At 38.9% G+C, this 24,988-nt stretch carries 23 protein-coding genes; 14 read left to right on the forward strand and 9 right to left on the reverse strand.

Annotated elements, in window-relative coordinates:
- Window positions 1-280 precede the first annotated feature (280 nt).
- The 3 genes from ACKI30_RS02570 to glmM (ACKI30_RS02580) all read left to right on the forward strand — a co-directional run bounded on the left by ACKI30_RS02570 (window position 281) and on the right by glmM (ACKI30_RS02580) (window position 3,649).
- Window positions 281-991: a TIGR00297 family protein gene (locus ACKI30_RS02570; protein ID WP_407409637.1), complete on the forward strand. Its 711-nt coding sequence runs from the start codon at window positions 281-283 to the stop codon at window positions 989-991.
- A 71-nt stretch (window positions 992-1,062) separates the two neighbouring features.
- Window positions 1,063-2,301 (forward strand): 2,3-bisphosphoglycerate-independent phosphoglycerate mutase, encoded by a 1,239-nt coding sequence (locus ACKI30_RS02575; RefSeq protein ID WP_407409639.1) that lies wholly within the window; start codon window positions 1,063-1,065, stop codon window positions 2,299-2,301.
- Window positions 2,279-3,649 carry a phosphoglucosamine mutase gene (glmM, locus tag ACKI30_RS02580; protein WP_407409641.1) on the forward strand — a complete coding sequence of 457 codons (1,371 nt, stop codon included), beginning with the start codon at window positions 2,279-2,281 and terminating at the stop codon, window positions 3,647-3,649. The genes ACKI30_RS02575 and glmM (ACKI30_RS02580) overlap by 23 nt, the downstream gene beginning before the upstream one ends.
- A 92-nt stretch (window positions 3,650-3,741) precedes the next feature.
- Here the strand turns inward: glmM (ACKI30_RS02580) and ACKI30_RS02585 are convergent, their stop codons facing one another.
- The gene (locus ACKI30_RS02585) at window positions 3,742-3,909 is read right to left on the reverse strand and encodes a rubredoxin (RefSeq protein WP_407393842.1); all 168 of its coding nucleotides are present in this window, start codon (window positions 3,907-3,909) and stop codon (window positions 3,742-3,744) included.
- 200 nt (window positions 3,910-4,109) lie between these two features.
- Between ACKI30_RS02585 and glmU the strand changes: the two genes are divergently transcribed.
- The 5 genes from glmU to ACKI30_RS02610 are packed head-to-tail and all read left to right on the forward strand — an operon-like array spanning window position 4,110 to window position 8,859.
- Window positions 4,110-5,393 (forward strand): bifunctional sugar-1-phosphate nucleotidylyltransferase/acetyltransferase, encoded by a 1,284-nt coding sequence (gene glmU, locus ACKI30_RS02590; RefSeq protein WP_292740677.1) that lies wholly within the window; start codon window positions 4,110-4,112, stop codon window positions 5,391-5,393.
- Window positions 5,394-5,405: 12 nt separating this feature from the next.
- The gene (locus ACKI30_RS02595; RefSeq protein ID WP_295160677.1) at window positions 5,406-5,888 is read left to right on the forward strand and encodes a gamma carbonic anhydrase family protein; all 483 of its coding nucleotides are present in this window, start codon (window positions 5,406-5,408) and stop codon (window positions 5,886-5,888) included.
- Window positions 5,889-5,890: 2 nt separating this feature from the next.
- Window positions 5,891-6,991 (forward strand): histidinol-phosphate transaminase, encoded by a 1,101-nt coding sequence (hisC, locus tag ACKI30_RS02600; protein WP_407409643.1) that lies wholly within the window; start codon window positions 5,891-5,893, stop codon window positions 6,989-6,991.
- On the forward strand, window positions 6,991-7,701 hold the full coding sequence (locus ACKI30_RS02605) for an anaerobic ribonucleoside-triphosphate reductase activating protein (RefSeq protein ID WP_407409645.1): 711 nt from the start codon (window positions 6,991-6,993) through the stop codon (window positions 7,699-7,701). Before hisC ends, ACKI30_RS02605 begins: the two co-directional genes overlap by 1 nt.
- Window positions 7,702-7,722: 21 nt before the next feature.
- Complete coding sequence (locus ACKI30_RS02610) at window positions 7,723-8,859, forward strand: tetratricopeptide repeat protein (protein ID WP_407409647.1); 1,137 nt, start codon at window positions 7,723-7,725, stop codon at window positions 8,857-8,859.
- A 174-nt stretch (window positions 8,860-9,033) separates the two neighbouring features.
- Here the strand turns inward: ACKI30_RS02610 and glmM (ACKI30_RS02615) are convergent, their stop codons facing one another.
- A complete protein-coding gene (glmM, locus tag ACKI30_RS02615; RefSeq protein WP_407409649.1) occupies window positions 9,034-10,398 on the reverse strand; it encodes a phosphoglucosamine mutase in 1,365 nt (454 codons plus the stop codon).
- 65 nt (window positions 10,399-10,463) lie between these two features.
- On the reverse strand, window positions 10,464-10,862 hold the full coding sequence (locus tag ACKI30_RS02620) for an OB-fold nucleic acid binding domain-containing protein (RefSeq protein ID WP_407409651.1): 399 nt from the start codon (window positions 10,860-10,862) through the stop codon (window positions 10,464-10,466).
- Between the two features lie 97 nt (window positions 10,863-10,959).
- Between ACKI30_RS02620 and ACKI30_RS02625 the strand changes: the two genes are divergently transcribed.
- Entirely contained in the window at window positions 10,960-11,577 is a 618-nt protein-coding gene (locus tag ACKI30_RS02625) for a queuosine precursor transporter (protein ID WP_407409653.1), read from the forward strand.
- On the opposite strand, the gene ACKI30_RS02630 is transcribed toward ACKI30_RS02625, so the two are convergent.
- The gene (locus ACKI30_RS02630) at window positions 11,574-13,232 is read right to left on the reverse strand and encodes an ATP-dependent DNA ligase (RefSeq protein ID WP_407409655.1); all 1,659 of its coding nucleotides are present in this window, start codon (window positions 13,230-13,232) and stop codon (window positions 11,574-11,576) included. The genes ACKI30_RS02625 and ACKI30_RS02630 overlap by 4 nt on opposite strands.
- On the reverse strand, window positions 13,232-14,506 hold the full coding sequence (thiC, locus tag ACKI30_RS02635; RefSeq protein WP_407409657.1) for a phosphomethylpyrimidine synthase: 1,275 nt from the start codon (window positions 14,504-14,506) through the stop codon (window positions 13,232-13,234). The genes ACKI30_RS02630 and thiC overlap by 1 nt, the downstream gene beginning before the upstream one ends.
- A 97-nt stretch (window positions 14,507-14,603) precedes the next feature.
- On the opposite strand from thiC, the gene ACKI30_RS02640 reads away from it, so the two are divergent.
- Window positions 14,604-15,455 carry a methanogenesis marker 8 protein gene (locus ACKI30_RS02640; protein WP_407409659.1) on the forward strand — a complete coding sequence of 284 codons (852 nt, stop codon included), beginning with the start codon at window positions 14,604-14,606 and terminating at the stop codon, window positions 15,453-15,455.
- Window positions 15,456-15,465: 10 nt separating this feature from the next.
- A complete protein-coding gene (locus ACKI30_RS02645; RefSeq protein ID WP_407409660.1) occupies window positions 15,466-16,125 on the forward strand; it encodes a PolC-type DNA polymerase III in 660 nt (219 codons plus the stop codon).
- Between the two features lie 40 nt (window positions 16,126-16,165).
- Here the strand turns inward: ACKI30_RS02645 and ACKI30_RS02650 are convergent, their stop codons facing one another.
- The 4 genes from ACKI30_RS02650 to ACKI30_RS02665 all read right to left on the reverse strand — a co-directional run bounded on the left by ACKI30_RS02650 (window position 16,166) and on the right by ACKI30_RS02665 (window position 21,764).
- Window positions 16,166-16,354 (reverse strand): hypothetical protein, encoded by a 189-nt coding sequence (locus ACKI30_RS02650; RefSeq protein WP_407409662.1) that lies wholly within the window; start codon window positions 16,352-16,354, stop codon window positions 16,166-16,168.
- Between the two features lie 474 nt (window positions 16,355-16,828).
- Entirely contained in the window at window positions 16,829-19,030 is a 2,202-nt protein-coding gene (locus tag ACKI30_RS02655) for a CDC48 family AAA ATPase (RefSeq protein ID WP_407409664.1), read from the reverse strand.
- 315 nt (window positions 19,031-19,345) lie between these two features.
- The gene (locus ACKI30_RS02660) at window positions 19,346-20,656 is read right to left on the reverse strand and encodes a prephenate dehydrogenase (RefSeq protein ID WP_407409685.1); all 1,311 of its coding nucleotides are present in this window, start codon (window positions 20,654-20,656) and stop codon (window positions 19,346-19,348) included.
- A 70-nt stretch (window positions 20,657-20,726) separates the two neighbouring features.
- Window positions 20,727-21,764 carry an NADH-dependent flavin oxidoreductase gene (locus tag ACKI30_RS02665; protein ID WP_407409665.1) on the reverse strand — a complete coding sequence of 346 codons (1,038 nt, stop codon included), beginning with the start codon at window positions 21,762-21,764 and terminating at the stop codon, window positions 20,727-20,729.
- 89 nt (window positions 21,765-21,853) lie between these two features.
- On the opposite strand from ACKI30_RS02665, the gene ACKI30_RS02670 reads away from it, so the two are divergent.
- The 3 genes from ACKI30_RS02670 to ACKI30_RS02680 all read left to right on the forward strand — a co-directional run bounded on the left by ACKI30_RS02670 (window position 21,854) and on the right by ACKI30_RS02680 (window position 24,988).
- A complete protein-coding gene (locus ACKI30_RS02670) occupies window positions 21,854-22,915 on the forward strand; it encodes an mRNA surveillance protein pelota (RefSeq protein ID WP_407409667.1) in 1,062 nt (353 codons plus the stop codon).
- 65 nt (window positions 22,916-22,980) lie between these two features.
- On the forward strand, window positions 22,981-23,937 hold the full coding sequence (locus tag ACKI30_RS02675) for a cell wall biosynthesis protein (protein ID WP_407409669.1): 957 nt from the start codon (window positions 22,981-22,983) through the stop codon (window positions 23,935-23,937).
- A 1-nt stretch (window position 23,938) separates the two neighbouring features.
- Window positions 23,939-24,988 carry a glycosyltransferase gene (locus ACKI30_RS02680; RefSeq protein WP_407409671.1) on the forward strand — a complete coding sequence of 350 codons (1,050 nt, stop codon included), beginning with the start codon at window positions 23,939-23,941 and terminating at the stop codon, window positions 24,986-24,988.

A 24,988-nucleotide genomic window follows, 5' to 3' on the forward strand; every position in this document is an offset into this window, starting at 1 on the left:
GACGAAAAGTTGTTTTTTAATTATATAAAAAATAAATTTGGTGAATTTTTAAAATTCACTCTATATCCATTGGAAATTTTAAGTAATATCCATTTTAGTAATTAGTATTACATAATTAACTAATTTCGGACACTCCCGATACTTTTCAAAGAGCTATTTTCGATGTGCCAGGATGGCAAATATTTTTTTCAATTCCCTTTAATTTTGCCTTTAAATGTCATGTAAATGTTTTTATATGATTTTAAACAAATATTTATAAAAACTAATTTGGGATAATAATATGGTTGAAGCAGTAATGATTAATTGGGTTTATGTAATTCTTTTATTTATTTTGGGATTCATTACCTATTACAGAAAATCTCTGGACATGTTCGGTTCAGCGGTCATGATTATAATGGGTATTATAATTATTTTTTCAGGTGGAGTCAACTGGCTTTTACTTATTGTATTATTCCTTGTAATGTCTCTTTTAGCTACAAAATACTCCAAAAAGTATAAAATGTCATTGGGTGAATTTGAAGGAAGAAGAACTTCTAAAAATGTGATATCCAATGGTGTTGTCGCTTGTTTTATGGCTGCATTCGGTGGATATTACTTGCCATTCGTTGGAGGATTCATCGGAGCTATTGCAACTGCAACTGCAGACACATTGGCTTCTGAAATTGGTGTTTTGGATCCGAAACCTCGCTTGATAACCACTTTCCAAAAAGTAGATCCGGGTACTAACGGTGCAATCTCTCCATTGGGAACCGGAATAGCTATTGTCGGTGCCGCCATTATTGGTATTGCCGCATTTATTCTCGGTGTCCTTCCTGATTTTCTGCCTGCAATTATAGTTGCTGTCATTTCAGGAACTGTAGGATGTTTTGCAGACAGTATTTTAGGAGCGCTTTTCGAAAACCAAGGATGGCTAACAAACGAGCATGTAAACCTTTTCGCAACTATTGTCGGAGCTATTGTTGGAATTTTACTGATGACATTTGTTTTCTAAACTATTTTTTTTAAATAATTATTTTAACTATTAAAAATAAAAATCATATTATTATATTTTAGGTGATATTTATGAAAGGTCTTATTTTAATTATGGATGGTATGGGAGACCGTCCTATTAAAGAACTAGGAAATAAAACTCCTCTTGAAGCTGCACACACTCCAAATATGGACAAGATGGCAGAAGAAGGAATTACTGGAATTATGGATTCAATTGCTCCAGGAATCATTCCTGGAAGTGACACAGCACACCTGTCAATTTTGGGCTATGACCCTTATGAGGTCTACACCGGAAGGGGACCGTTCGAAGCAAACGGTGTCGGTGTTGAAGTTTTACCTGGCGATATTGCGTTCAGATGTAATTTCTCAACTGTCGATGAGGATTTAATCGTTACCGACAGACGTGCAGGAAGAATCAAAGAGGGAACCAAAGAAATTGTGGAAGTATTGAACACAATGGTTTTAGAAGAGTATCCTGACATCAAAATCATTTTCAAAGAGTCAACTGGTCACAGGGCAGTTTTAGTGTTGAGGGGCGAAGGACTTTCAGGCAAGGTAAGTGACGCTGACCCTAAAGTGGAAGGAAACAAGCCTAAGGAAGTTAAACCTTTGGATGACACACCTGAAGCGGCAAAAACTGCAGATATCCTAAACAAACTGGTAGTCAAAACCTATGAAATGACTAAAGACCATCCTGTTAACTTAAAAAGAATTGAAGACGGCGAACATCCTGCAAACATTGTCATTCCACGTGGTGCGGGAGAAGTGCCTGTTGTAGAATCATTAAATGAAAAATATGAAGTCAACTCAGCATGTATTGCAGAAACCGGATTGATTATGGGTATCGGAAGATTCGCAGGAATGGATATCATCGAAATGGAAGACGTAACCGGCGGAATCGACACCAACCTTGAAAATATCCGTGACACTATTGTTGATCAGGTTAAAAACTCAGACCATGACTTTTTCTTAATAAACATTGACGGAGCAGATGAGGCAGGCCACGACGGTCAGACCAAGGAGAAAAAGGAATTCATTGAAAAAGTCGATGAAGTCGTAATGAGTGAACTCATAAAACTTGAAGACGTTTACATTTACTTAACAGCTGACCATTCAACTCCGATTTCTGTTAAAAACCATTCAGGAGACCCTGTCCCGGTATTAATCAGAGGTCCTGAAGTAAGAACCGATGATGTATGCGAATTCTCCGAAAGGGCATGCGCTAAAGGAGGACTTAACAGAATCAGAGGCGCTGACGTAATGAACATCATGATGGATTTAATGAACTATGCTCACAAATTCGGAGCATAATGGTGATAGCATGGCAGCTAAAAAACTTTTTGGAACATCCGGAATCAGAGGTCTTATCGGCTCTGAGGTAACATGCGAACTTGCATTGAATGTAGGTAAATCATTAGCTTATTATCTAGGAAATGAAGGTACTGTTGTATTGGGTTATGACACTCGTACAACAAATAAAATGCTTGATCAGGCTATTTGTGCAGGACTTTTGGAAAGTGGTGTCAATGTAGTTAAAATCGGTATGGTTCCAACTCCATTAGTTGGTTATGCTACTGAAAAATTAGATGCTGACGCTGGAATAATGCTTACAGCTTCACACAATCCGTCTCCCTACAATGGAATAAAGATATGGAACAAGAACGGAATGGCATACACTTCAGCTCAGGAAGCAGAAATAGAAAAAATCTACTCTGAAAAGTCATACATTTCAGTATCCTGGGACAAAATCGGTAAATTGAGTGTAAACGAGCAAATCAAAGGACAGTACATTGACGATTTGGTAAACCTTGTTGATATCAAGGAAGGCTTGAAAGTCGTCATTGACTGCGCATCCGGTGCTGGAAGCGAAATATCACCTTTAGTATTTAGAAAAGCAGGATGCGAAGTGACAACACTCAACTCCCAACCTGACGGATTTTTCCCTGGAAGAAATCCTGAACCTAATGCTGAAAACCTTGGAAACCTGATGAAAACTGTTGTAGCTGTTGGAGCAGACCTTGGAATTGCTCACGATGGTGATGCAGATAGAATGATAACCGTTGATGAAAAAGGTAACATTTCACCATTCGACTCACTTCTTGCATTGATATCAAAAGAATTCGACGGTGACGTTGTAACAACCGTGGATGCCGGACTGTGCATGGACGAGTCAGTAAACGGACAGGTATTCAGAACTCCTGTCGGAGACGTTAACGTTGCTGAAGTAATCATCGAAAAGGATGCCGCATTCGGAGGAGAGCCTTCAGGAACATGGCTACACCCTGACTTCTGCATGTGTCCTGATGGAATATTGTCCGGTTTAAGAATGGCAGAACTTGTATCCAACAAGGGAAAATTGTCAGATCTCTTGGCTGAAATTCCGTCATATCCGAATATCCGTGAAAAGATCACATGCTCTAAAGAGGCAAAAGTCAAAGTCATGGAAAATATGGAGGAACTTTTAAAATCAGCATTCGATGACATCAGCGAAGTCAACTCAATCGACGGCGTAAGACTGACATTCGAAGATGACAGCTGGGTACTGGTAAGGCCGTCCGGAACTGAAGACTACATCAGAATAACTTTAGAGTCCCGTGACGCTCAGAGAGCTGAAGAAATCAAGGATGTCTGTGTAAAAATAATCAATGAAAATTTATAAGATGACTTTTCATCTTAAACTTCTTTTTTTTAAAATTTATTAGTGAAAAATAGCTTTTTTTGTAAAAAATAAAAAAATTTAGAGAAGAAGATTTATTCTTCTTCTGCGATAAATGCGTCAATACCTAATGCAGCGCATTCTGGGCAAGCCCAACCTTCTGGCATATCTGCAGGAGTTGCTCCAGCAGGAATGTCGTAAGCAGGGTCACCTTTTTCTGAATCAAATCTGTATTCACAGTGTAAACAAACATATATTGTCATTTTATTAATCTCCTTTTGTGTTTTTGCTATTAGCATAGCTAATATGGTTTTAGTATATTAAAACTATTATTTAAAATTAGTCATTTGTCATTTCAAATTGCCAAAGTTTTTGAAAGAACCCTCCCTGTTTTAGAAAAATTAATTTATAGGATAAGAGTTAAACATATAATATTATTATATAATTTTTATGGGGATAGAAAATGAAAGCAATTATATTGAGTGCTGGCGAAGGTTCTAGAATGAGGCCGTTAACATTGACAAAGCCTAAAACCATGTTGCCGGTAGCTGGAAAACCGATTATCCAATATAACATTGAATCATTAAGGGATAATGGTATTAAGGACATTTTACTGATTGTCCGTTATAAGGAGGAAATGGTAAGGGACTACTTTGGGGACGGTAGTGAATTCGGAGTAAACATCACTTACGAAACCCAAAAGGATTTCCTTGGAACTGCAAACGCTATTTCATACGGAAAAGACTTCATTGAAGACAGTCTGATTGTTCTTAATGGAGACATTATCTTGGACAATGAAATCATCAATGAGATTATCAAGAAATTCAATTATATGAAACCTGACACACTTATGGTTCTCACTGAAGTGGAAGACCCTTCAGCATTTGGTGTTGTTGAAATCGAAAACGGCAATATTAAGAAAATCGTTGAAAAGCCTAAAAAAGAGGAAGCACCAAGTAACCTTGTCAATGCAGGTATTTACATATTTAACGCTGATATTTTTGAAAAGATTGCAAAAACAGAAATTTCCGAACGTGGAGAATATGAAATCACTGATTCAGTAACCCTTCAGATTGCCGACGGCAAAAAGGTTATCGGACATAAGACCAACAAGGATTGGATTGATGTAGGTAGGCCTTGGGAACTGATTGAAGTTAATGAAGAGCTTATAAGTCATCTTAAAACAGAAATCAAGGGTACAATTGAGGACGGAGCTCATATCCATGGTGAAGTGTTCCTCGATGAGGACAGTATCATCAGGGCAGGAGTATACATTGAAGGAAACGTATACATCGGCAAACACTGTGATATTGGACCTAACTCATATATCAGAGGCAATTCCTACTTCGGAGACCATGTCCATGTCGGAAACGCTGTTGAAATCAAAAATTCAATCATTATGGAAAATACCAATGTCAGTCACCTGAGTTATGTCGGTGACTCAGTAATAGGTTCAAATTGTAATATAGCAGCAGGAACCAACATCGCAAACCTGCGTTTTGACAATAAGCCTGTTAAGACCAAAATCAAAAATATGATGATAGATAGTGGAAGGCGTAAGCTCGGATCCATTATTGGAGATTCCGTAAAAACCGGTATCAACTCCAGTTTCTCACCTGGTGTGAAGGTTGGCCACAACTCCACTATCGGTTCAGGGGTTTTATTGTATGATGATGTACCCTCCGATACTCGCGTATTGGTAAAACAAAATCATATTATCCAAGATAAAAATAAAAAGAAAGAATAATACGGCGATATTATGGAAAATAAAAAAGACTCTATTGTAATATGCCCAGGCGCACAGGTAATCGGAAATGTTGAACTTGGAGAAAATGTATCCATCTGGCATGGTGCCGTCTTAAGGGGAGATACTGACTCCATCACTATAGGCAACAACTCAAATGTGCAGGACAACTGCGTTGTTCACTGTACCGACGGATTTCCTGTAGTTATCGGCGATAATGTTTCTGTCGGTCACGGCGCTGTAGTTCATGGATGCAAGCTCGACGATAATGTTTTGATTGGAATGAATGCAACCGTCTTAAACGGCGCACACATTTCTAAAAATTCCATTGTAGGTGCGGGTGCGGTTGTAAGTGAAGGAAAGGAATTCCCGGAAGGCAGCCTTATTTTAGGAGTTCCGGGCAAAGCTGTCAAACAGCTCACTCCAGAGCAAATCGAGCATATCCAACATAATGCTGATAATTATGTAAAACTTTCCAAACAGTATAAGGAAGATTAAGGATGAAAGCAAGAAAAATTGTAGATGAAATGGATTCATATGTTCCGGGCAGGTCTCAGGATGAGATTGCTCAGGAATTTAACTTAAAAAAAGAGGATATTATCAAATTGGGGTCTAATGAAAACCCATGGGGTCCGTCTCCAAAAGCCATGGAAGCCATTAAAAATGAAATAGCTTCAATCAACAGATATCCGGAATCACAGCTTAAGGAACTGGTTGCGGAAATTGCCAAATACTCCGGTGTAGATGACAGTCAGGTCATCATTGGAGGGGACGGCGCTGACGAGATTATTGACGTGCTTGCAAAGACATTCATAGATGAGGGCGACGAGTTCATCGTGCCTTTGCCGTCATACATGTACTATGAATATCTCCTGCAGCAATATGGGGCTCATCCGGTTTATGCCAAATGGGATTTGGACAAAAACGAGCTCGACGTTGATTCCATATTTGATGCAATCACAGAAAAGACAAAAATGATTTTCTTGTGCAGTCCGAACAACCCTACAGGTACTTTAATCAGAAAGGAAGTTCTGGCAGATATCGCTGAGAAAAATCCCGAAATACTGATTGTCATTGATGAAGCTTACTTCGAATACTCAGAAGTTACAAACAAGGATTTGATTAACGAATACGATAACATATTCATCATCCGTACAATGTCCAAGGTATTGGGCCTTGCAGGTATGAGGATAGGTTACGGTCTTGCATGTGCCGAGATTATTGAATATATGCACAGAATCAAGCCTGTATTCTCCCTTACCAGATTGTCATTCGTTGCCGCACTCAACACCTTTAGGGATGAGGAATACATCAGGGATTCCATTGAAAAGGGAATCGAATCAAGGCAATACCTGTATGATGAGCTTTCAAAAATCGAGTCATTGAATGTTTTCCCATCTAAATCCAACTTCATGCTCATCGGTGTCAAGGATACTGGATTTACAGCTTCCGAACTGGCATTGGAGCTCATGAAAAAAGGAATAATCGTAAGGGATTGCACATCCTTTAAAGGTTTGGATGAATATTGGATAAGAATCAGTATTTGTACTTTAGAGGAAGATAAAAAATTCATAGAAATTATTAAAGAGGTTTTAAGCTAATGTATGTTGGTGGATCTGTAATATCTACTGTGGAATTTCATGGAAACATGTCCCTGGTTCTTTTCATGTCTGGATGCCCTTTAACATGCAGATACTGTCACAATGTTGAACTTTTGGATGATGTCACTGAAAAGTCCTTTGAAGATATAAAGGAAGAAATTGATTCTTCAGCAGATTTTCTAGATGCTGTTGTTATTTCCGGCGGCGAACCTTTGATGCAAACAGATGCATTGATAGAAATATTCACATATGTTCGCCAGATTGGTCTTAAAACTAAACTGGACACCAGTGGAATATATCCCGATAAAATCAAACAGCTGCTTGATTTGAAGCTATTGGATTTCGTTTCACTTGACGTTAAAACAACATTCTCAAAATACAGAAAAATTACAGGTTCAAATGTGGGTTTTCAGGTAAAAAAATCCATGGAACTTATTAATGCAGATGAAAACGTTCATCTCGAAGCAAGAACTACTTATGTGCCAACACTACATACCAAAAAGGACATTATTAATTTGGCTGATGAAATTGAAGCCGATATTTACACAATTCAACAGTTCAGAAATAAAAATGTCCTAGATCCCGCTCTGGAAAAGGTTGAAGTTCCTAATCCTCATGATTTAGCTGATTTAGCTCGTGAAATCAGGCCTTATTTCAAAGGCATACTAAAAGTTAAGTCAGGGGAATTTGGAGAACAGGTTATAGAATAAATTTTAAGGAGGAGTCTGAATATGCCTATTTTGTCATTTTCAAGTAATGATATAGATGTGATTACTGGTAAGAAAACAAGAACAATACGTAAAGCTTGGAAGACTCCGCTTAAAGTTGGAGACAGGCTGTACTGCTACTGGAATCTGGTTTCCAAAGAAAAGATGAAGATTTTTGAAGCGCTGGTAACTGCTGTCGAAAACATTCCGTTTGAAGAGATTAAGGATAATGACGAGCTGGCCGTAAAGGAAGGTTTTAAGGACTCTCATGATATGCTGAGGGAATTTAAAAAGATGTATGGCGGCCAGATTGATGACTCAGACGAGTTCCAGATAATCTATTTTGAAAAATTGAACATTGACGACTGGAAAGGCGACAAGATAGATGAGAAGGCCATGATTACCAAAAGGGCTGACATTCTCTTTGACAGCGGTAAATTCGATAAATCAACAATGTGCTATGATGCCGCTTTAAGACTTGACCCTGCAGATGTTTATCTGCTTAACAAGCAGGGGGACAACCTTTCAAGGCTGGGCAGATTTGATGAGGCCATCGGCTGCTATGACAAGGCTTTGGAATTCGAACCTGATAATGAGTATATCTTAAATAACAAGGCAATCGCTCTTCTTAATGCAGGAAGACTTGAAGAGGCTTATAAGGCAAGCACTATCGCATACAATTTCCGTCCGAGCAGTCCTATTGTTCTTTATTGGAGAGGATTTATTCTTGAAATGCTTGGAAGGTATGAACAGGCTTTAAGGATTTATGACAAGCTGATTGTCATTGACGGTGAAAACCCTGAAGTATGGAACGCACGTGGCAATCTCCTGACTGATATGGGACAGCTTGAAGAGGCAATACAATCTTTTGACAAGGCGGTAGAGGTTTGTTTGGATGATTCTGAAATGGATGCGAGTGCCATAAACAGGATGGGCAATGCATATATCGATTTAGGAAAATTCGATGAGGCATTGGAATGTTTCAATAAGGCAATTGCATTGGAAAAGAACAACATTGACTTTTTATTGAATAAAGGTGTTGTTTTAATGGAATTGGGTAAATTTGAAGAGGCTGTTGACAGTTTCAACAGAGTATTGCTTAGAAATCCTGATAATGAGGATGCATTTTTCTTAAAAGAAGAGTGTTTGGAAAACTTTTAATCATTTTATTTTTTACATGTACGTTACATGATTTTATTTGGTAATTTTAATAATCCAAATTAATTATTTTAAAACTAGCTATTATTTTAATTATATTTTTCAATAAATTACATGTTTTAATTATATCTTCAATCAATATAATTAAAACAAATTCGGTGATGGTTTTTCGTGTTGTTATTTTTTGTATTTTTTGATTAAACTGATTCCCCAATCGGTCATTTCATCAGCTTTTTCCTGTGAGTCGGACTCTGCAAAGCATCTGAAAATTGGTTCAGTTCCGGATGGTCTGATGATTACCCAGCCATCTTCCTTAAGGATTTTAACACCGTCTGTTAAGTCCAATTCGAAATCAGTAGTGCTTTTGATTTCTTCAGCAATACTTGACATTACGAATTCTTTTTGATCGTCAGGACATTCGATTTTCATTTTTTTAGCATAATAAACCGGAAGTTCAGCTACAAGCTCGGACAATGGCTTTTTCTCTTTTGCAACGATTTCCAGGATTTTGGCAACGGTCATGACTGCATCTCTTCCGTAAACGAAATCAGGGAAAATGAGTCCTCCATTTTCTTCTCCACCAAACAATCCGTCTTCTTCTTTGAGTTTACGTGCAACAAGCAAATCTCCTACGGCAGTAGCTATTACTTCACCATCGTATTCTTCTGCAATATCATAAATTGCTTGGGATGTTGCAACTGTGGTTACAATGGTTCCGCCATTGTTTTCCTTAAGCATCTGTTTTTCAACAAGGGTGAATGTCTTGTCTCCAAGGACAAAATTGCCTTTCTCGTCAATGCAGATGGTCCTGTCGGCATCACCGTCGTGTGCAAGCCCGATGTCTGCACCCAATTCCTTTACAACGCTGATGAGTTCCTGCAGATTTTCTTCAATTGGTTCAGGGTCACGGCCTGGGAAAAATCCGTCAGGCTGACCGTTTAGTGTGGTGACTTCACAGCCTAATTTTCTAATGAGGTATGGTGCTGTAAAGCATCCTGCACCGGATCCGCAGTCAACAACAACTTTAAGGTTTGCTTCACGTATTGCATCGACATCCACTTTTGAGATTGCCTCGTCGACATACTCGTCAATGATGTTGTCGTTGTGGTAAAGCTGGCCTATTTCGGAAAACGGCACTCGGTCAGGTTCCTCATCGAAGTACAGCTTTTCGATTGCTAGGTCCATTTCGTCCGGAATTCCAATACCGAATTCATCCAGGAATTTAAGGCCATTATATTTCGGAGGGTTGTGTGATGCGGTAATCATAACTCCTCCGTCGTAGTATTTGCGCACTGCGTACTGAACGCCAGGAGTAGGTAAGATTCCTAAATCTACAACATCACATCCACTTGATAAAAGTCCAGCTTTAACAGCTTCCTTTAACATAACTGTGGAGGTTCTTGGGTCTCCACCAACAGCAACGGTTCCTTTAATCAGTGAACCATAACAAGCTGCAAGTCTTGATGCGAACTCTGGGGTCAGGACGTCATTTGCGGTTCTTCTAACTCCGAAAGTTCCAAATAATCGTTTTTTATCAGACATGTTATTAATTCCTATACATTTTTAGTATTGTTATTTTTGGTTTTTAGTTAATAAATAACTATTTGTTAATTTGTTATTTTTAAACTGTCTCCACTTGATAAAATCAGTTCCAGCTCGGAGTTGTATTCGGTAATTTTGCCTGTAACCTCAACCTTCTTGCCCTTGAAATCCGTAATGTCAAGGCTGTTCGTCTGTATCTCTGCAGCCTGCTTTTCAAATATGATTAAAGACATCTGTCCTGTTCCATCGTTTATGGTTAGAAAGTAGCTGCTTTTCGATGCGGATGATGCGATGTCCATGATGACGCAGTCAATGCAGACCTCTTCATCTATCATTCCTCGGTCAATGTCTTCTATTTTAACTTTTTTCACTTCAATTGTCGGCGTAAAGATTAACATGCCGATTATTCCAATCAGGGAAGTGACTAAAGCTATTTTCAATAATTTGTCGTCTGTAATTTCCATAAGTTTTCATTGGATTTCCTATTAAAAATAGCCGATAGGATTTCAACTTGTAAAATTTATATTGGTTTGAAAATATAGTATTAGTATGTTTGAAAACATGACAAAGACAGAATTGTATGCGATTTTAACCGGTGTTTTCACCGCATCACTGATTGTATCAAATATAATTGCGGGCAAAACCTTTGACTTTTTCTCATTTGTCCTGCCGTGCGGAGTTATAATATTTCAGGTAATATACATTGTAAATGATGTTTTGGCTGAAGTGTACGGCTATAAGAAGGCAAGAAACGTAATCTTGCTTGGTTTTTTAATGAATCTTGTTGCCGTAATCTGCTATAATATTACAATCGCTCTTCCGGCGCCGGTATTTTTTGAAAACTCAAATGCGTTTAGTGTTGTGTTGGGATCTACCTTACGATTGTTGGTTGCCAGTTTTGCAGCATATCTTGTAGGGTCTTTAGTCAATGCTAAAATGATGGTTGTCCTTAAAAATTGGGATGAGGATAAGCTGTTTTTAAGATGTATCCTCTCAACATTGTTCGGTGAAGGTCTGGATGCTCTTATTTTTATCACAATAGGATTTTTGGGAACAATGCCTATGGAAGCATTGGTTTTGATGATTGTTGCCCAAGCATTGTTCAAGACAGTCTATGAGATTATCGTATATCCTATTACAAGATATGTTATTGACAGTGTCAAGGCACTACCAAACTAGTTTCCGGTGTTGTACATGGAAATCAACCTTTCAACGGTGTCCACGTCCATCGGACCCTTATCCTTTCTTATGTTTTTGACAACAGGGAACCTTAAGGAGTAGCCTGTTTCATATTCCGGAGATTCGACGATTTCTGAAAATGCAATCTCCAGGACGATTTTCGGTTCCACTTTTATTTCACGGCCCTTTGTTGAAAGCTCAAGCTCTTTCATCTTTCCGGTAAGATATTCAAGTGTGGCATCGTCAAGGCCTGTTGCAGCATACGCAACGCTTTTGAACTCGTTGTTTTCATCCCTTAGTGCAACAAGATAAGATCCGACGAAATCTCCTCTTTTTCCAATACCGTATGTTCCTCCAATGACAATCATGTCCAGTGTTTCAGGCTCTGCTTTGTATTTTAGCATCTTTTTGCCCCTGAGTCCTGGAATATACGGCGCTGTTGAGTCCTTAATCATTATTCCCTCATGGCCGTCATTGATTGAGGTTTCAAACAGCTGCTGGATTTCATCGATGTTGTCGGGTGTGCCGATTTTCATGGTACTCAGGTTCATCTCGTCGACGGAGGTGTCAACAATCTCTTCTAATGTTTCACGCCTTTTAAGGAGGGGTTCGTCAATCATAGGAACCTTATAGAACAGCACGTCAAAGAGGTACAGTTTCAGCGGAACGTTTTCCATGGCCTCTTCAACATTGTGTTTTCTTCTGACTCTGTGAAGGATGTTCTGGAACGGGAGAGGCTTGCCGTTTCTTGTGGCAATTACCTCACCTTCCACGATGTAGTTTTCATGAGGGAGGTGCTCTTCAAACAGTTCAACGATTTCAGGAAGTGCGTGAGTGATGTTTTCAAGCCTTCTTGTGAATATCCTGATTTCATCGCCGTTTCTGTGAACCTGCAGCCTTATACCGTCATACTTTGTATCGCACACGGCGGTTCCAAGCTCCACAAGGATTTCATCCAAAGGCGGTGCAAGCTGTGCAAGCATTGGTTTGACGGGTGTTCCCGGTGTTAAATTGAGCTTTTCAAGTCCTTCGCTTCCTTCCTCCTTGGCGGTTCTTGCAACAACTGAAAAGTCGTTAGTAAGCATCTGGGCCCTTTCAACAACTTTCTTGTCAATGTCAAAGGCCTGTGCTATTGCGTCCCTGACGACTCCGTCGCCGACGCCGATTCTCAGCTCTTCGGTTATGGTACGGGTCAGGTACTTGGCTTCGGTGGCGCTTGCCTGGCTCAATAGTTCAAGGATAACTGCAATTTTACGATTGGTTGACCGGGATCCGCTTATTTGGGATAGCTTACGCAGACTGTTGAAGACAAAATCAATTGTGAGTGGCTGTGAGAAGAATGTCATCTGGGATTTTTTGGCGTATAGCTTGATGCATGCAAGACCGATGTCTCCCTCATCACGAACCGCATCTTCAACTGCAGCTTGTGTTGTGCCCACGGCTTCTGCAACTGCTCTTTCAACTAATTTTCCACCAATTCCAATTTCCTCTGAGCTCCATGCAGGAAATACAACTCCCAAAATCAGAAGCCCGACTTTTTCAATGGTGTCGGAATCCAGTTTTTTAAGGTATTCTGCAATGATTTCAGTTTTTTCCAGTCTTTTTGTAGTTGCCTCTAAAGCAGAGTATACGTCTACCAGTTCTTGATATTTCATTAGAAATCGCCTTTAGCTATTTTTACTGCACAATATTCTCCGCACATTGCGCACATTTCATCATCGTCAAGTTCACACTTGTCACGGTAGGTTCTTGGTTTTGAATGGTCAAGTGCCAGCTCGAACTGTTTTTCCCAGTCAAATTCCTTACGGGCCTTTGCCATTGCCTTTTCACGGATCCATGCAGATTCAAGTCCTTTTGCAACATCAGCCGCTTCAGCAGCAATTTTTGATGCGATGACTCCTTCCTTCACGTCTTCAAGGCTTGGAAGTGACAGGTGTTCTGCAGGAGTTACGTAACACAGGAAATTGGCGCCTGATGATGCTGCAATCGCTCCTCCGATAGCTCCGGTAATGTGGTCGTAGCCCGGTGCTATGTCTGTAACAAGAGGTCCCAATACATAAAATGGAGCTCCGTGACAGATTGTCTTTTGTATTTCCATGTTCGCCTTGATTTGATTGAGTGGCATGTGTCCCGGACCTTCCACCATCACCTGGACATTGGCGTCCTGTGCCCTTTTGACAAGGCCTCCGAGGTTTACAAGTTCTTGAATTTGAGGGATATCGCTTGCATCTGCCAGACATCCTGGCCTTAGGCCGTCACCTAATGACAGTGTGATGTCGTATTCATAAGATAATTCCAGTAAATAATCGTAATTTTCAAACAGTGGGTTTTCTTCATCGTTGTGGTTAATCCAGGAAGCCATGAATGTTCCTCCACGGCTAACTATTCCCATCATCCTGTTTGCAGCTTTAAGTTTTTGGACCAGATCCTTTGTAATTCCGCAGTGGAGTGTCATGAAGTCCACCCCTTCTTTTGCCTGATTTTCAATGGCCTTGAAAATGTCGTCAGGGTCCATGTCAATTATTTCCTTGCCCTTGTTTAATGTGATGACTCCCGCTTCATAGATAGGAACTGTTCCGATGCACAGGTCCACCGCATCCATGATTTTCTTTCTGAATAGTGTTAAATCGGAACCTGTTGAGAGGTCCATCAGGGCATCTGCACCATATTCCTGTGCCAGTTTTGCCTTGTTGATTTCCAAATCGATATCATCGATTTTTGATGATGAACCGATATTTGCATTGATTTTGGTTTTAAGGCCTTCTCCGATACCGCACGGTTTTGAATGGCCGTTAATGTTTTTAGGAATGACAACTTTTCCAATGTCAATTAATCTAGCTAGTTTATTTACATCTATATTTTCATATTCTGCAACAAATTCCATTTCCGGAGTTATGTTGCCCTTTTGTGCTTCACTTTTTTGAGTCAAATTTATCCCTCACGTGTTGACTAATCATAAATAACTTTGTACCTTAAAGTATAATAAATTAATTTTTTATAATATTATATAACTATGAGGTGGTTATATGCAGGACAGACATGTCATTGAAACACTTGGAAAAGTTAAAGTGGTAATTGAAAACGGAGAAATTGTTGAAGTCGGCTCTTCAGAAATGAAATACTGCCCTATGTTTCATGCAATGCACGGCGTTGATGAGCTGAATGAGGAGTTCATAAGAAAAAACATCAATTTCAGAATTGAGGACTTTGGAATGTGCACACCGCAGAGAGTAATTGAAATGGATGATGCCGTGACAGTGGGCATTTCAGAAATTCTAAAAACAAACATGGAAAAGGGAAACATCGACTGTGTCGTTGGGGCATGTGACGGCGCGGGAACACTGCTGATGACAAATCCACGTGTCGTGCAGGGTGTCGGCGGAAGGGTTTCAGGCCTTGTAAGCACAACCCCGATTCCTGAAGTCATTCAAAATCTGGAAGCTAAGGGAAGTGTCGTCTTGGACCCTGAAACTGCTGAGCTGAACCAGCTTGAGGGCTTGAAACTAGCTCTTGAGAAAGGATATAAAAATATTGCAATAACCATTCTGCCATCCCCTATGGTTGAGGAAATCAGAAACTATCCGGTTGATGATGATGTTAATGTATACATTTTCGTTGCACACACCACCGGCGCAAAATGCGATGAGGTAAAAATGCTGTTTGAAAACGCTGATATTGTAACAGCATGCGCATCAAAGGCGATTTCCGATTATGCGGATGAGCACAAACCTTACTACTATGGTGTTAAAGTTCCTATTTTCTGTGCAAGTGAAGATGGTCGCAGATTGCTCGACGTAAGGCTTGAAAAAATCAACAAACCTCTGACAACTAACGATTATCCAAGAAATAAAGATGATGCGCCTTATAAATTGCTTTAGGTGAAATGTAATGAAGATAATATTTTTTGATACTGAAACTACCGGCTTGAACTTCAGGCATTGTAAGATTATCGAGCTTGCAATGCTGACAGTTGAAAATGGACAAATTGTGGACGAATATGATGAGTTTATTGATGTGGGCAAATCCTTGGATCCGAAAATAACCAAATTGACAGGAATCACAGATGAAATGATAAGTGACTATGGGGTTTATGAGGATATTGTCGCTGAAGATTTAAAGGAAAGATTGACTCCGGGGACTCTGATGGTTGCTCATAATTGCCAATTTGACTTGATGTTCGTATATAATTTGCTTAAAAGACATTATCCTGATGAAGCTGATGATATTGTAGCTAATGTGAATTGGCTGGACACAGTTTCAGTGTTAAAGGATAGAAAGGAGTATCCTCATAAATTAATTGATGCCGTGGAATATTATGAGATAGAAAAAGTTAATTTTCACAGAGCTATTGATGATACAAGGGCATTGTATCACGTTACTCGTGCATTAAAAGATGAACGTAATGATTTAAAAGAATACATTAATATTTTTGGCTATAATCCTAAATGGGGTGTTGGCGGATATAAATTTTCATTCATAAAATACAAGCCTCAATATTATCATAATGGGCCGATGGTTTCTGAAAATGATATTTTACCAAAAAAATAGCATTTGGGGTTGAATGTAAATGCATGTGTCATGGAACCCCTCAATATCTATTTGAAACTGATACGTGACATATTTCAGAAAGTAATTCAATTCCTTCTTTTTTAGCAAAATCGTGCACTTTTAAAGCAATGGGTTCCCATACATCAAATATCTTTTGATTGGACCATTCTTTCGGTGCTTTGATTATAAATGCATTTGAAGAGTTGTTGTTTAAAGGATTTGTTTCCATGAATAATACTTCACCTAATCAATATTCCTTGCTTAATGAAATGACTATTTTTTCAAGTTTAGATAGGAAAATGTCATTTCTAACAACTTCACTTTCAGATGAAGGCATGAGAGTGCCATTGCAGTCAATTCTTAACAATTTTTCACCTTCTTTTATTTTCAGATATTCTGAAAAAATTTACATTTGCCTGCCACAGTAAGAGTATTGTTCTTTAAAATTTATAAATGTATTGTTTTAATCCTTAATTTGATTAATTATGAATTTACAACAATATTATGATGTTAGGGCAATTTTACAAACTCAAATCAATTTTTAATAAGCGATATGAGTATTATGAAAATCTCATGTTAAAAAATAGTAATAATGTTTTGGAGGTTATGGGAAAGATGTCTGTATCTTTCCCATTAAATATGGTTAGAATTTCGTTGTAAGCGTTATAGGGAGGAAAAAGGAAGAAAATCGGGGTTTTCTTCCTTACATGTATTGAACTAATTGTTCTTCTTGGTTGTGTCCAGGCTTCACTTTTTCAATTGCTTCTTTAAAGTATTTGTTTGGAATTTCTTTTGCTTCAAGGTCGTTTCTTAATGTTAGCATTGCTGCTTCACGACATACTGATTCAATGTCTGCTCCGACATATCCGTCAGTTTGTTTGGCAAGTTTTTTGAGATCTACGTCTTTTGAAAGAGGCATGTTTTTGGTATGTACTTTAAAGATTGCAAGTCTTGCTTCTTCGTCTGGCTCACTAACTTGTATGTGTCTGTCAAATCTTCCAGGTCTCATTAAACCTGTATCCAAAATGTCAGGCCTATTGGTTGCCGCAATGATTGCAACATCTTGGAGTTCTTCTAGACCATCCATTTCAGTTAATAATTGGTTTACAACTCTTTTTGTAACACCGCTGTCAGTATCATTTCCGCTACGGGCGCCGGCTATTGCATCAATTTCATCGAAAAAGATTACTGTTGGTGCTGCCTGTTTAGCTTTTCTGAAGACTTCTCTTACGCCTTTTTCAGATTCTCCGACCCATTTGGATAGGAGTTCTGGACCTTTGACTGAGATGAAGTTTGCTTCACTTTCACTTGCTACAGCTTTTGCAAGCAAGGTTTTACCGGTACCTGGGATTCCGTAAAGCAATGTTCCTTTTGGAGGCCTGATTCCTAAACGTTTAAATGTTTCAGGATGTTTTAAAGGCCATTCAACTGCTTCTTTTAGCTCTTGTTTTACATCTTCAAGACCTCCGATGTCGTCCCATTTGATGTCTGGGATTTGGACCAGCACTTCTCTGAGCGCTGAAGGTTGAATTTCTTTCTGTGCGTTTTTGAAGTCGTCTCCGGTTACTACGATTTTTTCCATTACTTCTTTTGGAATCTCTTCATCGTTTTGGATTTCAGGCAAGATTCTTCTGACTACTCTCATTGCAGCCTCTTTACATAATGATTCAAGATCAGCTCCTACGAACCCGTGAGTGGTGGAAGCGATTTTATCTAAATCAACGTCTTCTGAAAGAGGCATGTTTCTTGTGTGAATTTCAAGAACTTCTTTTCTCTCTTCAGTGTCAGGCACTCCGATTTCAATTTCACGGTCGAATCTTCCTGGTCTTCTGAGTGCAGGATCAAGTGAATCAGGTCTGTTTGTTGCACCGATTACCACTACTTGGCCACGTGATTTAAGGCCGTCCATCAAAGTTAAAAGTTGAGCAACGGTTCTTCTTTCAACTTCTCCATTGGTTTCTTCTCTTTTTGGTGCAATAGCATCCAATTCATCTATAAATATGATTGAAGGGGAGTTTTCCTCTGCTTCTTCAAAGTATTCTCTTAAGTTTTCTTCAGATCCGCCCACATATTTGCTCATGATTTCAGGTCCGTTAATTGCAATGAAGTGAGCGTCACTTTCACTGGCTACTGCTTTAGCCAGTAAGGTTTTACCGGTACCCGGTGGTCCGTGCATCAATACTCCTTTTGGTGGTGCGATTCCTAATTTTTCAAAGAGCTCTGGTCTTTTGAGAGGAATTTCAATCATTTCCCTTACTTTTTTAACTTCTTCTTTAAGACCACCAATGTCTTCGTAGCTCACATCAACAAGGTTTCCGACACCTTCGATTTTGCTTACGTCAACAGGACTTTCGTGAAGTTGCACTTCAGTGTTTGGTCCTACAATGACGATGTCTTTTGGATTTGTGGATATGACTGCAAATTTGATTTCTTTCATTGCTGGGGTAAAGTCATTCATCAGTTCGTCAAATAGGCTGTTGAATCCTCTGCTCATACTTGGCCTTGGTGCTCTGATTTGTGATCCGATAATATCTCCTTGGACCATTACTTTTCCAGCAAATAAACCGCGCACATCTCCTTGTACACGGATATTATTTTCAATTGGAGCTAAAACAACTTTTTTAGCTTCTGTTGCTTTAGTTTTTCTGATTTTGACTTCCCCTCCTATGGTCGCTCCGGAGTTTTTACGAACTAATCCGTCAATTCTGATAACTCCAAGACCGATGTCGGTTTGGGAAGGAAGTGCGATAGCTGCAGTTCTTCTTTCTCCGACGATTTCGATTAGGTCTCTTTCTTTAATGTCTAAATCGTCCATGACGTTTGGGTCAAGTCTTGCAACGCCTTGACCGACATCCTTTTGAGAGATTGCTTCTGCAACTTTTAGTGTGATTTCATTTTCTGCCATTATATCATCTCCTTTATATGGCTGTAATCTAAATAATTGTAATGTGTCAAAATCTTTTTGTTACTTTTTGTAACTTTATTGACAAACATATCTGTGTATGTTTTATTATATAAAGGTTTCGGTTTTGGTGTTTTTCAAATTCCTTCGGAGATTTTTTTATTTATCTTAAAATGAGTTATAAATCCCTAATTTTATTTGAAATTTGATTTAAATTTCATAAAAATTAAAAATAATGAAAGTGTGATGGTTATATTCTGATTAAAAATTTAATTACTTTTAGAAAGTTTAACATTTGTTCGTATTCATCAAAACAATTTATCTTATGGTTCCGCCAAATCCGACAAACAATTTTTCAACATTGTCAATCGCTTCTTTTGTAAGTGCTGTAACTTCAAATGTCAGGCTTATGGAATTGTCGGGAATCTGAGGTCCGTTGTATGCATCAATCAGTTTGATGTCAATGATGTTGTGGAAATTTTCAACAGTCTCTTGAATGGTTCCGACATGCACATTCTTGGAAAATATGCAGCTGATTGAGCGAGTAACCTTGTTCATGTTATCCAGTTTCCATTGGTACAGCTCATTATCTTGTAAAATCTGGATATTTGCAATTCTCAGTTTTTTGATTTTGCTTCCTCTTTTCAGTGTTGCTGTTTTATTGTCAACATTCTCAAGGATTCCGACATGAATTTTTCCGGAGTAAATGTGTTTCAGCCCAACTTCCTTGCCTATTGAGTTGATTAGGTAACTGTATTCATTGCTCAGTGCACTAATTGCCTTGTCACTTCTACCCAAAGCGTTTGTAATGTCTCCCATATGTTTGGTTGCCTGTATGGCTATTTCAACAAACTTGTCTTCATCCTTTTCATTGATGACGTCTCTAAGTTCAATCACTGATTCAGCAAATGTGTTTCTTATTTTCGGACCATTGTTGTTTCTGGATTGGATATTATATGTCAGGTATGGATTTTGAGCAACAATACGAGCAATAAGATCAATCATCAGATTGTAAATAGGACTTTCGTAGTCTTCAGTCTCTGACAGGTCCACTTTCAGCTTTTCGATTGCGGAAGCTGTGGAGATGAATGAGAAATGGGTTAGCACCTGCACGATACTCATCATGTAGTCATGCTTTTCGGCTGTTGTCTCGATAATTCTCATGTTCTTGCTTTCCAGGTAATTGTAAACCCTGTCATACCATTTGCCTTTTTTATCAGGGGTTAAAACGATGACCTGGTTGTCAAGCCTTGTGGTTCTCGGACCAAAAATAGGGTGTGTCGGAATATATTCAATTGTCTCTGGCAATGCTTCTGCCATGGTTTTTGAAGGTTCTTCCTTAACGGAGGTCACGTCAACCATGAGTGAACCGTCCTTCATGAACGGGGCCACCTCTCTGATGACGTCTGAAGTGTATTCGATAGGAACTGCCACAACAAGCACGTCGGATATATTTGCAAGACCTGCATTTGACTCGATATAATTAACGTCTAAGTTATTGGCTATTGCTCTGCCTTTCTTGTGGTCTCTTCCTGTAATGTATACGTCAAATTCGTCTCTAAAATAGTATATTAAAGTTTTTCCTAAACCGTCAGTTCCACCAATTATTCCAACATTCATAAAAATTATTTTGTTTTTTTAACTATTTAAGAGTGATTTGTAAAAAATATTTTAGATAAATGCATGAAATGCTTAATGATTAATCTGATTTGTTGTAATATTCGGGACTGCACGGTTTCAAATGGCATGTGCTTGTTCTTTTTGAAATGCAGTTATAGCAGTTCTGACAAAAGCTTACGCCATTGCCCTCAATTCTCCAGTCCACCAGAAAGCTCGGGTCTGCTACAAACGGCTTTTGCATGGAAACGAAATCAATGTCTGTGCTGTTTAGGATATTGTTGATCTGGTTTTGTTTTCTTAATCTTCCTCCTAAAATGACCGGAATGCTGACTTCGTTAATTATTTTTTCAGTTGCATCGGTTAAAGGATTCTTCTCATCGTTTTCGTATTCCTGAAACTGCGGAATGATCGGCTGGGTAATCTGAAGTGAATCAACGCCATGCTTTTCAAGCAGTTTTGCTATTTTTATAGTTTCTTCAAGGGTCATTCCATCCTCAGTTCCGTCAAATGCGTTCAGCCTGCAGTTGATGTGCAGTTTGGTATTCTGTTTCATGACCTTGATTAGCTCCAAAACCATTCTCAATCTGTTCAGGGTATTTCCGCCATAGTTGTCTTCACGCAAGTTTGATGCAGGGCTGATGAAGCGACTTAGAAAATAACCGTTTCCAAGGGCTAACTGAATCCCGTCAAAGCCTGCAAAGTCCATCTTCTGTGCGGCTATGATGTGGTCGGTTTGGATTTTTCTGATGTCTTCAATTGTCAACTCTTCAGGCTTTAAATTCTGTTCTGTTCTTTTGTTGAAATGCACAAAGCCCAATTGGGCAAAAATAGGAACGTCATAAACGTGAACAAGATCTGTCAGGTCTTTTGCTTCACGAACAAAACGGGTATAGTTTACAGTGTGGGAGTTTTTTGAGAAAACGTCCCTTGGATATAATGAAAACAGTTCTGTGATTATCAGTCCGACACCGCTTGCGGCGATATTTTCATATCTGTTGTATATTTCGGGGGTTAGATTTCCTGCTGATTCCCTTTCGGATTCAAACAGTCCTGTTCTAACAATTCTGCTGTTAAGTTTCAGTTCTCCAAATTCGCAAAAGTCAAACAAATCCTTCATGATATAGTATTGGGTTTCAAGAGATATATATTTGAGATGAATGTTGGGTAAATTTCATTAATTAGTAAATATAAAATATTTTTGAAAGTATGAAGATTATAAAACAAGACACTAAGGAAGGGATAATTGAAGTAGTTCCCGAAACATTGGACGACCTGTGGCATTTGTCCCACATTGTTGAAGTTGGAGACAATGCATCCTCTAAAACTACCCGTCGTATTCAGGACAATACTGGAGATAAGCTTAGAAGCGACAGAGGAGTTAAAAAGACCTTTTATTTAGGTTTGGATATAGAAAACATTAGTTTCCATTTGTTCACAGGTAAATTGAGATTAACCGGAGTCATTACAAAAGGTCCTGAAGATTTGATTCCGCTCGGATCACACCATACATTGGAAGTCAAGCTCAACACACCTATAACAATCAGGAAGGACAGATGGCCAAAATGGGCAATCAACAGGCTCAACCAGGCTATTGAAGCTTCTAAAAAATTATCCGCAATCATCGTTGTTCTTGAAGATGACACTGCAACACTTGGTTTGATGAGGCAGTTCGGAATAGAATATTACGGTCCGATTAAAGGGCATGTTTCAGGCAAGAGGATAGTGGATAAAAACAGGCAAAAGAATATCCTTCAATTTTATGAAAAGGTCATCGAGTCAATCGTCAAGTTCGATTCAATTCAAAACATCGTTATTGCAGGTCCTGGCTTTGTTAAAAATGACTTTTATGATTATCTGAAAGAAAAACACAAGGATTTGGCCAAGATATCCATTGTAGAGGCAACAGGTTCCGGAGGCCGTGTCGGCATCAGTGAAGTTCTTAAAAAAGGTACTGTGGAAAAGCTGACCTCGGAAAACAGGGTGGCTATTGAAATGGGTGCCATCAATAAGCTGCTTGAGCAAATCGGAAGAAATTCGTCAAAAATAGCTTATGGTATAAGGGAAGTAAAAAATGCTATTAATCTCGGTGCTGTCGGCGAACTGCTTATTTTAGACACTAAGGTGGCCAGTGAAGACATGGGTGAGCTCATGGACATGGTTGAAAACATGAAAGGAAGTGTCATGGTAATCAGCAGTGAACATGAAGGCGGCAAGCAATTAGAAAGCCTTGGAGGAATGGCTGCTATTTTGAGATATCAAATAACTTAATTTTATATAACATTAATTATTAAATTTATTATTGTTAGATTGAATTTTAAAAACTCGTGATTTATATGTACTCATCGATAATATTTGCATTGATTTTTGTTTTTGTCTTATCTTTGCTGGGAACTGCAGTTTTAGACATAATTTTCAGGTTCCTTGGTAAAAGAGGCTATTTGGGAAATTTGTTTCCTAATGTTCGTGGTGGAATTCCAAGAGGTATTGGTATAATTCCATTTTTGATATTGTCCTTTTTCTTTTTGCCGGGATACAACAGTCTGATTTTAATTATAGGTATATTCGCATTCATCGATGATATGATGGGAAGAAAAAAATCTCCATTCGGAATGGAGTGGGGACAGCTTTCACGAGGTATCGGAATCATTTTAGTGATGGTTGCCGGTTTCATCCAGGGATTGGGTGTTTCTTCAATTTTCATAGCGTTAATGGTTCAGCCGCTTAATATTTCAGATATGCAACCTGGATCCACATGTATCGTTACAATGATAATGTCTGTATTGACAATGATTATCATGGTTCTTGTCGGTTCCGGAGATGCTTCTGAACTGCCGGCATTCTACACTCCATTACTGTTACTCATAGTCTGTTTAGGATACTGTCCGCTCGACTTTGCAGGAAAAATCATGTTGGGAGAAGTCGGAAATCATGTATTCGGAGTAGCATTGGGTGTTTCATTCTACATTGCAGGAGGACTGGCCGGTGTGATAGTCCTGTTCATAATTACCACTGCTTTGATAGCATTTGTCAGAAGAAACAACCTGAAAGTATTCTTCAGGCAAAGATTAAGGCTGCTTGACCCTACATTCGGAGATTACTTCATGGATGTTTTAACAGGAGGAGGTTTAGGAGACTTGCTTAGGAAATTAATTCTAAAAGATACACAGCCTATTGTCACAAATCCTCTATTAATCAGCCTGGGATTCAGACGATTATTATACAATCCGCATGCACTACATCCAAAAGCATACGTTCCAAACGAACCGCCAAAATTAAAGTTAGGTAGATAACATGAAGACGTTACTGGTTGTTACTGGAAGAGGATTAGGTGGAGATGCAGCTATCGCTCTTAATTTAATAAAATCACTTGAAAAAAGAGGAGTTCAGTGTGAAATAGCTCTTGATGAGTCTGCTCCAGGAATATTATTTAAAAAACATGGCTATTCATGGCATAAGATTTCCATTCCTCAGGCAGGAGGACATGCGGCTACAAAACTGTCAGCTGCAAAAGGTGCTTTAAGACTCGTTACTGCAACTTTCAAGGCAAGAAGCCTAATCAGACGTGGAAAGTATGATTTTGTCATAGGTGTGTTAGGCGGTGGCGCAATTGTAGCGTCAGTTGGTGCCAAACTCGCAAGAAAAAAGGCATTTTCATTAGTTTCAACACCGATAGATTCTAAAGTTTGCCCTAAATTCAATGAATGTTTCATTTTACCGGATTTGGATAAGTTCAGATATGACGCTCTTCCAAAAAACACCGATAAATCTTATTATCCTCTGCCTCAGGATGCAGGTAACGGGGATGGAAATATCGGACTTTCAAAGCTGAAAGAATACTCCAACTTCGATGAAAACAAAAAGACAATTGTATTTTCATCAGGATCATCCATTTTCAAAGGAATGATTGATGGGGTCTGCAATGTGGCGGACTTCACAGATGAATATAACCTGGTTTTGGTCGGCCTTCCGCTGCAGGACGAGTATCTCGATGAAATCAAAAAGAGAAACATTATCTATGCAGGTTATGTTGACTGGATAAATCACCTGTTTAAATATGCTGATTTGGCAGTATTGACCGATGACGGCGTATCCCTTCAGGAAGCATTGTGCTGTGAAACTCCAATCGTGACATTGACTCATGTAAAATGGGGAAGATATCAGAACATGGCAGGAGTGTTTAAGGGAGCTATTTATGAGTGCGCTGTCAGTGATGTTGTAAAAGGAATCCAGTATGCATTTGACAATATGGAATCCATGAAGGTAAATGCATCAAAATACGGTAAGCTCTGTATGGAAGCCGGTGATGTTTTAGCCGACAAAATGTTAAAAAAAGTTGAATAG

The sequence above is a fragment of the Methanobrevibacter sp. genome, from assembly GCF_045539575.1.
Lineage (GTDB): Archaea > Methanobacteriota > Methanobacteria > Methanobacteriales > Methanobacteriaceae > Methanocatella.

What these genes read in the sequence shown, in the direction of transcription:
- ACKI30_RS02585 (WP_407393842.1), bottom strand. Translation starts at nt 3,909, where the DNA reads ATGACAATATATGTTTGTTTACACTGTGAATACAGATTTGATTCAGAA.
- ACKI30_RS02595 (WP_295160677.1), top strand. Translation starts at nt 5,406, where the DNA reads ATGGAAAATAAAAAAGACTCTATTGTAATATGCCCAGGCGCACAGGTA.
- ACKI30_RS02620 (WP_407409651.1), bottom strand. Translation starts at nt 10,862, where the DNA reads ATGGAAATTACAGACGACAAATTATTGAAAATAGCTTTAGTCACTTCC.
- ACKI30_RS02610 (WP_407409647.1), top strand. Translation starts at nt 7,723, where the DNA reads ATGCCTATTTTGTCATTTTCAAGTAATGATATAGATGTGATTACTGGT.
- ACKI30_RS02575 (WP_407409639.1), top strand. Translation starts at nt 1,063, where the DNA reads ATGAAAGGTCTTATTTTAATTATGGATGGTATGGGAGACCGTCCTATT.
- ACKI30_RS02665 (WP_407409665.1), bottom strand. Translation starts at nt 21,764, where the DNA reads ATGAAGGATTTGTTTGACTTTTGCGAATTTGGAGAACTGAAACTTAAC.
- ACKI30_RS02650 (WP_407409662.1), bottom strand. Translation starts at nt 16,354, where the DNA reads ATGGAAACAAATCCTTTAAACAACAACTCTTCAAATGCATTTATAATC.
- glmU (WP_292740677.1), top strand. Translation starts at nt 4,110, where the DNA reads ATGAAAGCAATTATATTGAGTGCTGGCGAAGGTTCTAGAATGAGGCCG.
- ACKI30_RS02655 (WP_407409664.1), bottom strand. Translation starts at nt 19,030, where the DNA reads ATGGCAGAAAATGAAATCACACTAAAAGTTGCAGAAGCAATCTCTCAA.
- ACKI30_RS02570 (WP_407409637.1), top strand. Translation starts at nt 281, where the DNA reads ATGGTTGAAGCAGTAATGATTAATTGGGTTTATGTAATTCTTTTATTT.
- ACKI30_RS02640 (WP_407409659.1), top strand. Translation starts at nt 14,604, where the DNA reads ATGCAGGACAGACATGTCATTGAAACACTTGGAAAAGTTAAAGTGGTA.
- ACKI30_RS02670 (WP_407409667.1), top strand. Translation starts at nt 21,854, where the DNA reads ATGAAGATTATAAAACAAGACACTAAGGAAGGGATAATTGAAGTAGTT.
- ACKI30_RS02605 (WP_407409645.1), top strand. Translation starts at nt 6,991, where the DNA reads ATGTATGTTGGTGGATCTGTAATATCTACTGTGGAATTTCATGGAAAC.
- glmM (WP_407409649.1), bottom strand. Translation starts at nt 10,398, where the DNA reads ATGTCTGATAAAAAACGATTATTTGGAACTTTCGGAGTTAGAAGAACC.
- ACKI30_RS02680 (WP_407409671.1), top strand. Translation starts at nt 23,939, where the DNA reads ATGAAGACGTTACTGGTTGTTACTGGAAGAGGATTAGGTGGAGATGCA.
- hisC (WP_407409643.1), top strand. Translation starts at nt 5,891, where the DNA reads ATGAAAGCAAGAAAAATTGTAGATGAAATGGATTCATATGTTCCGGGC.
- ACKI30_RS02630 (WP_407409655.1), bottom strand. Translation starts at nt 13,232, where the DNA reads ATGAAATATCAAGAACTGGTAGACGTATACTCTGCTTTAGAGGCAACT.
- ACKI30_RS02625 (WP_407409653.1), top strand. Translation starts at nt 10,960, where the DNA reads ATGACAAAGACAGAATTGTATGCGATTTTAACCGGTGTTTTCACCGCA.
- ACKI30_RS02675 (WP_407409669.1), top strand. Translation starts at nt 22,981, where the DNA reads ATGTACTCATCGATAATATTTGCATTGATTTTTGTTTTTGTCTTATCT.
- ACKI30_RS02645 (WP_407409660.1), top strand. Translation starts at nt 15,466, where the DNA reads ATGAAGATAATATTTTTTGATACTGAAACTACCGGCTTGAACTTCAGG.
- glmM (WP_407409641.1), top strand. Translation starts at nt 2,279, where the DNA reads ATGCTCACAAATTCGGAGCATAATGGTGATAGCATGGCAGCTAAAAAA.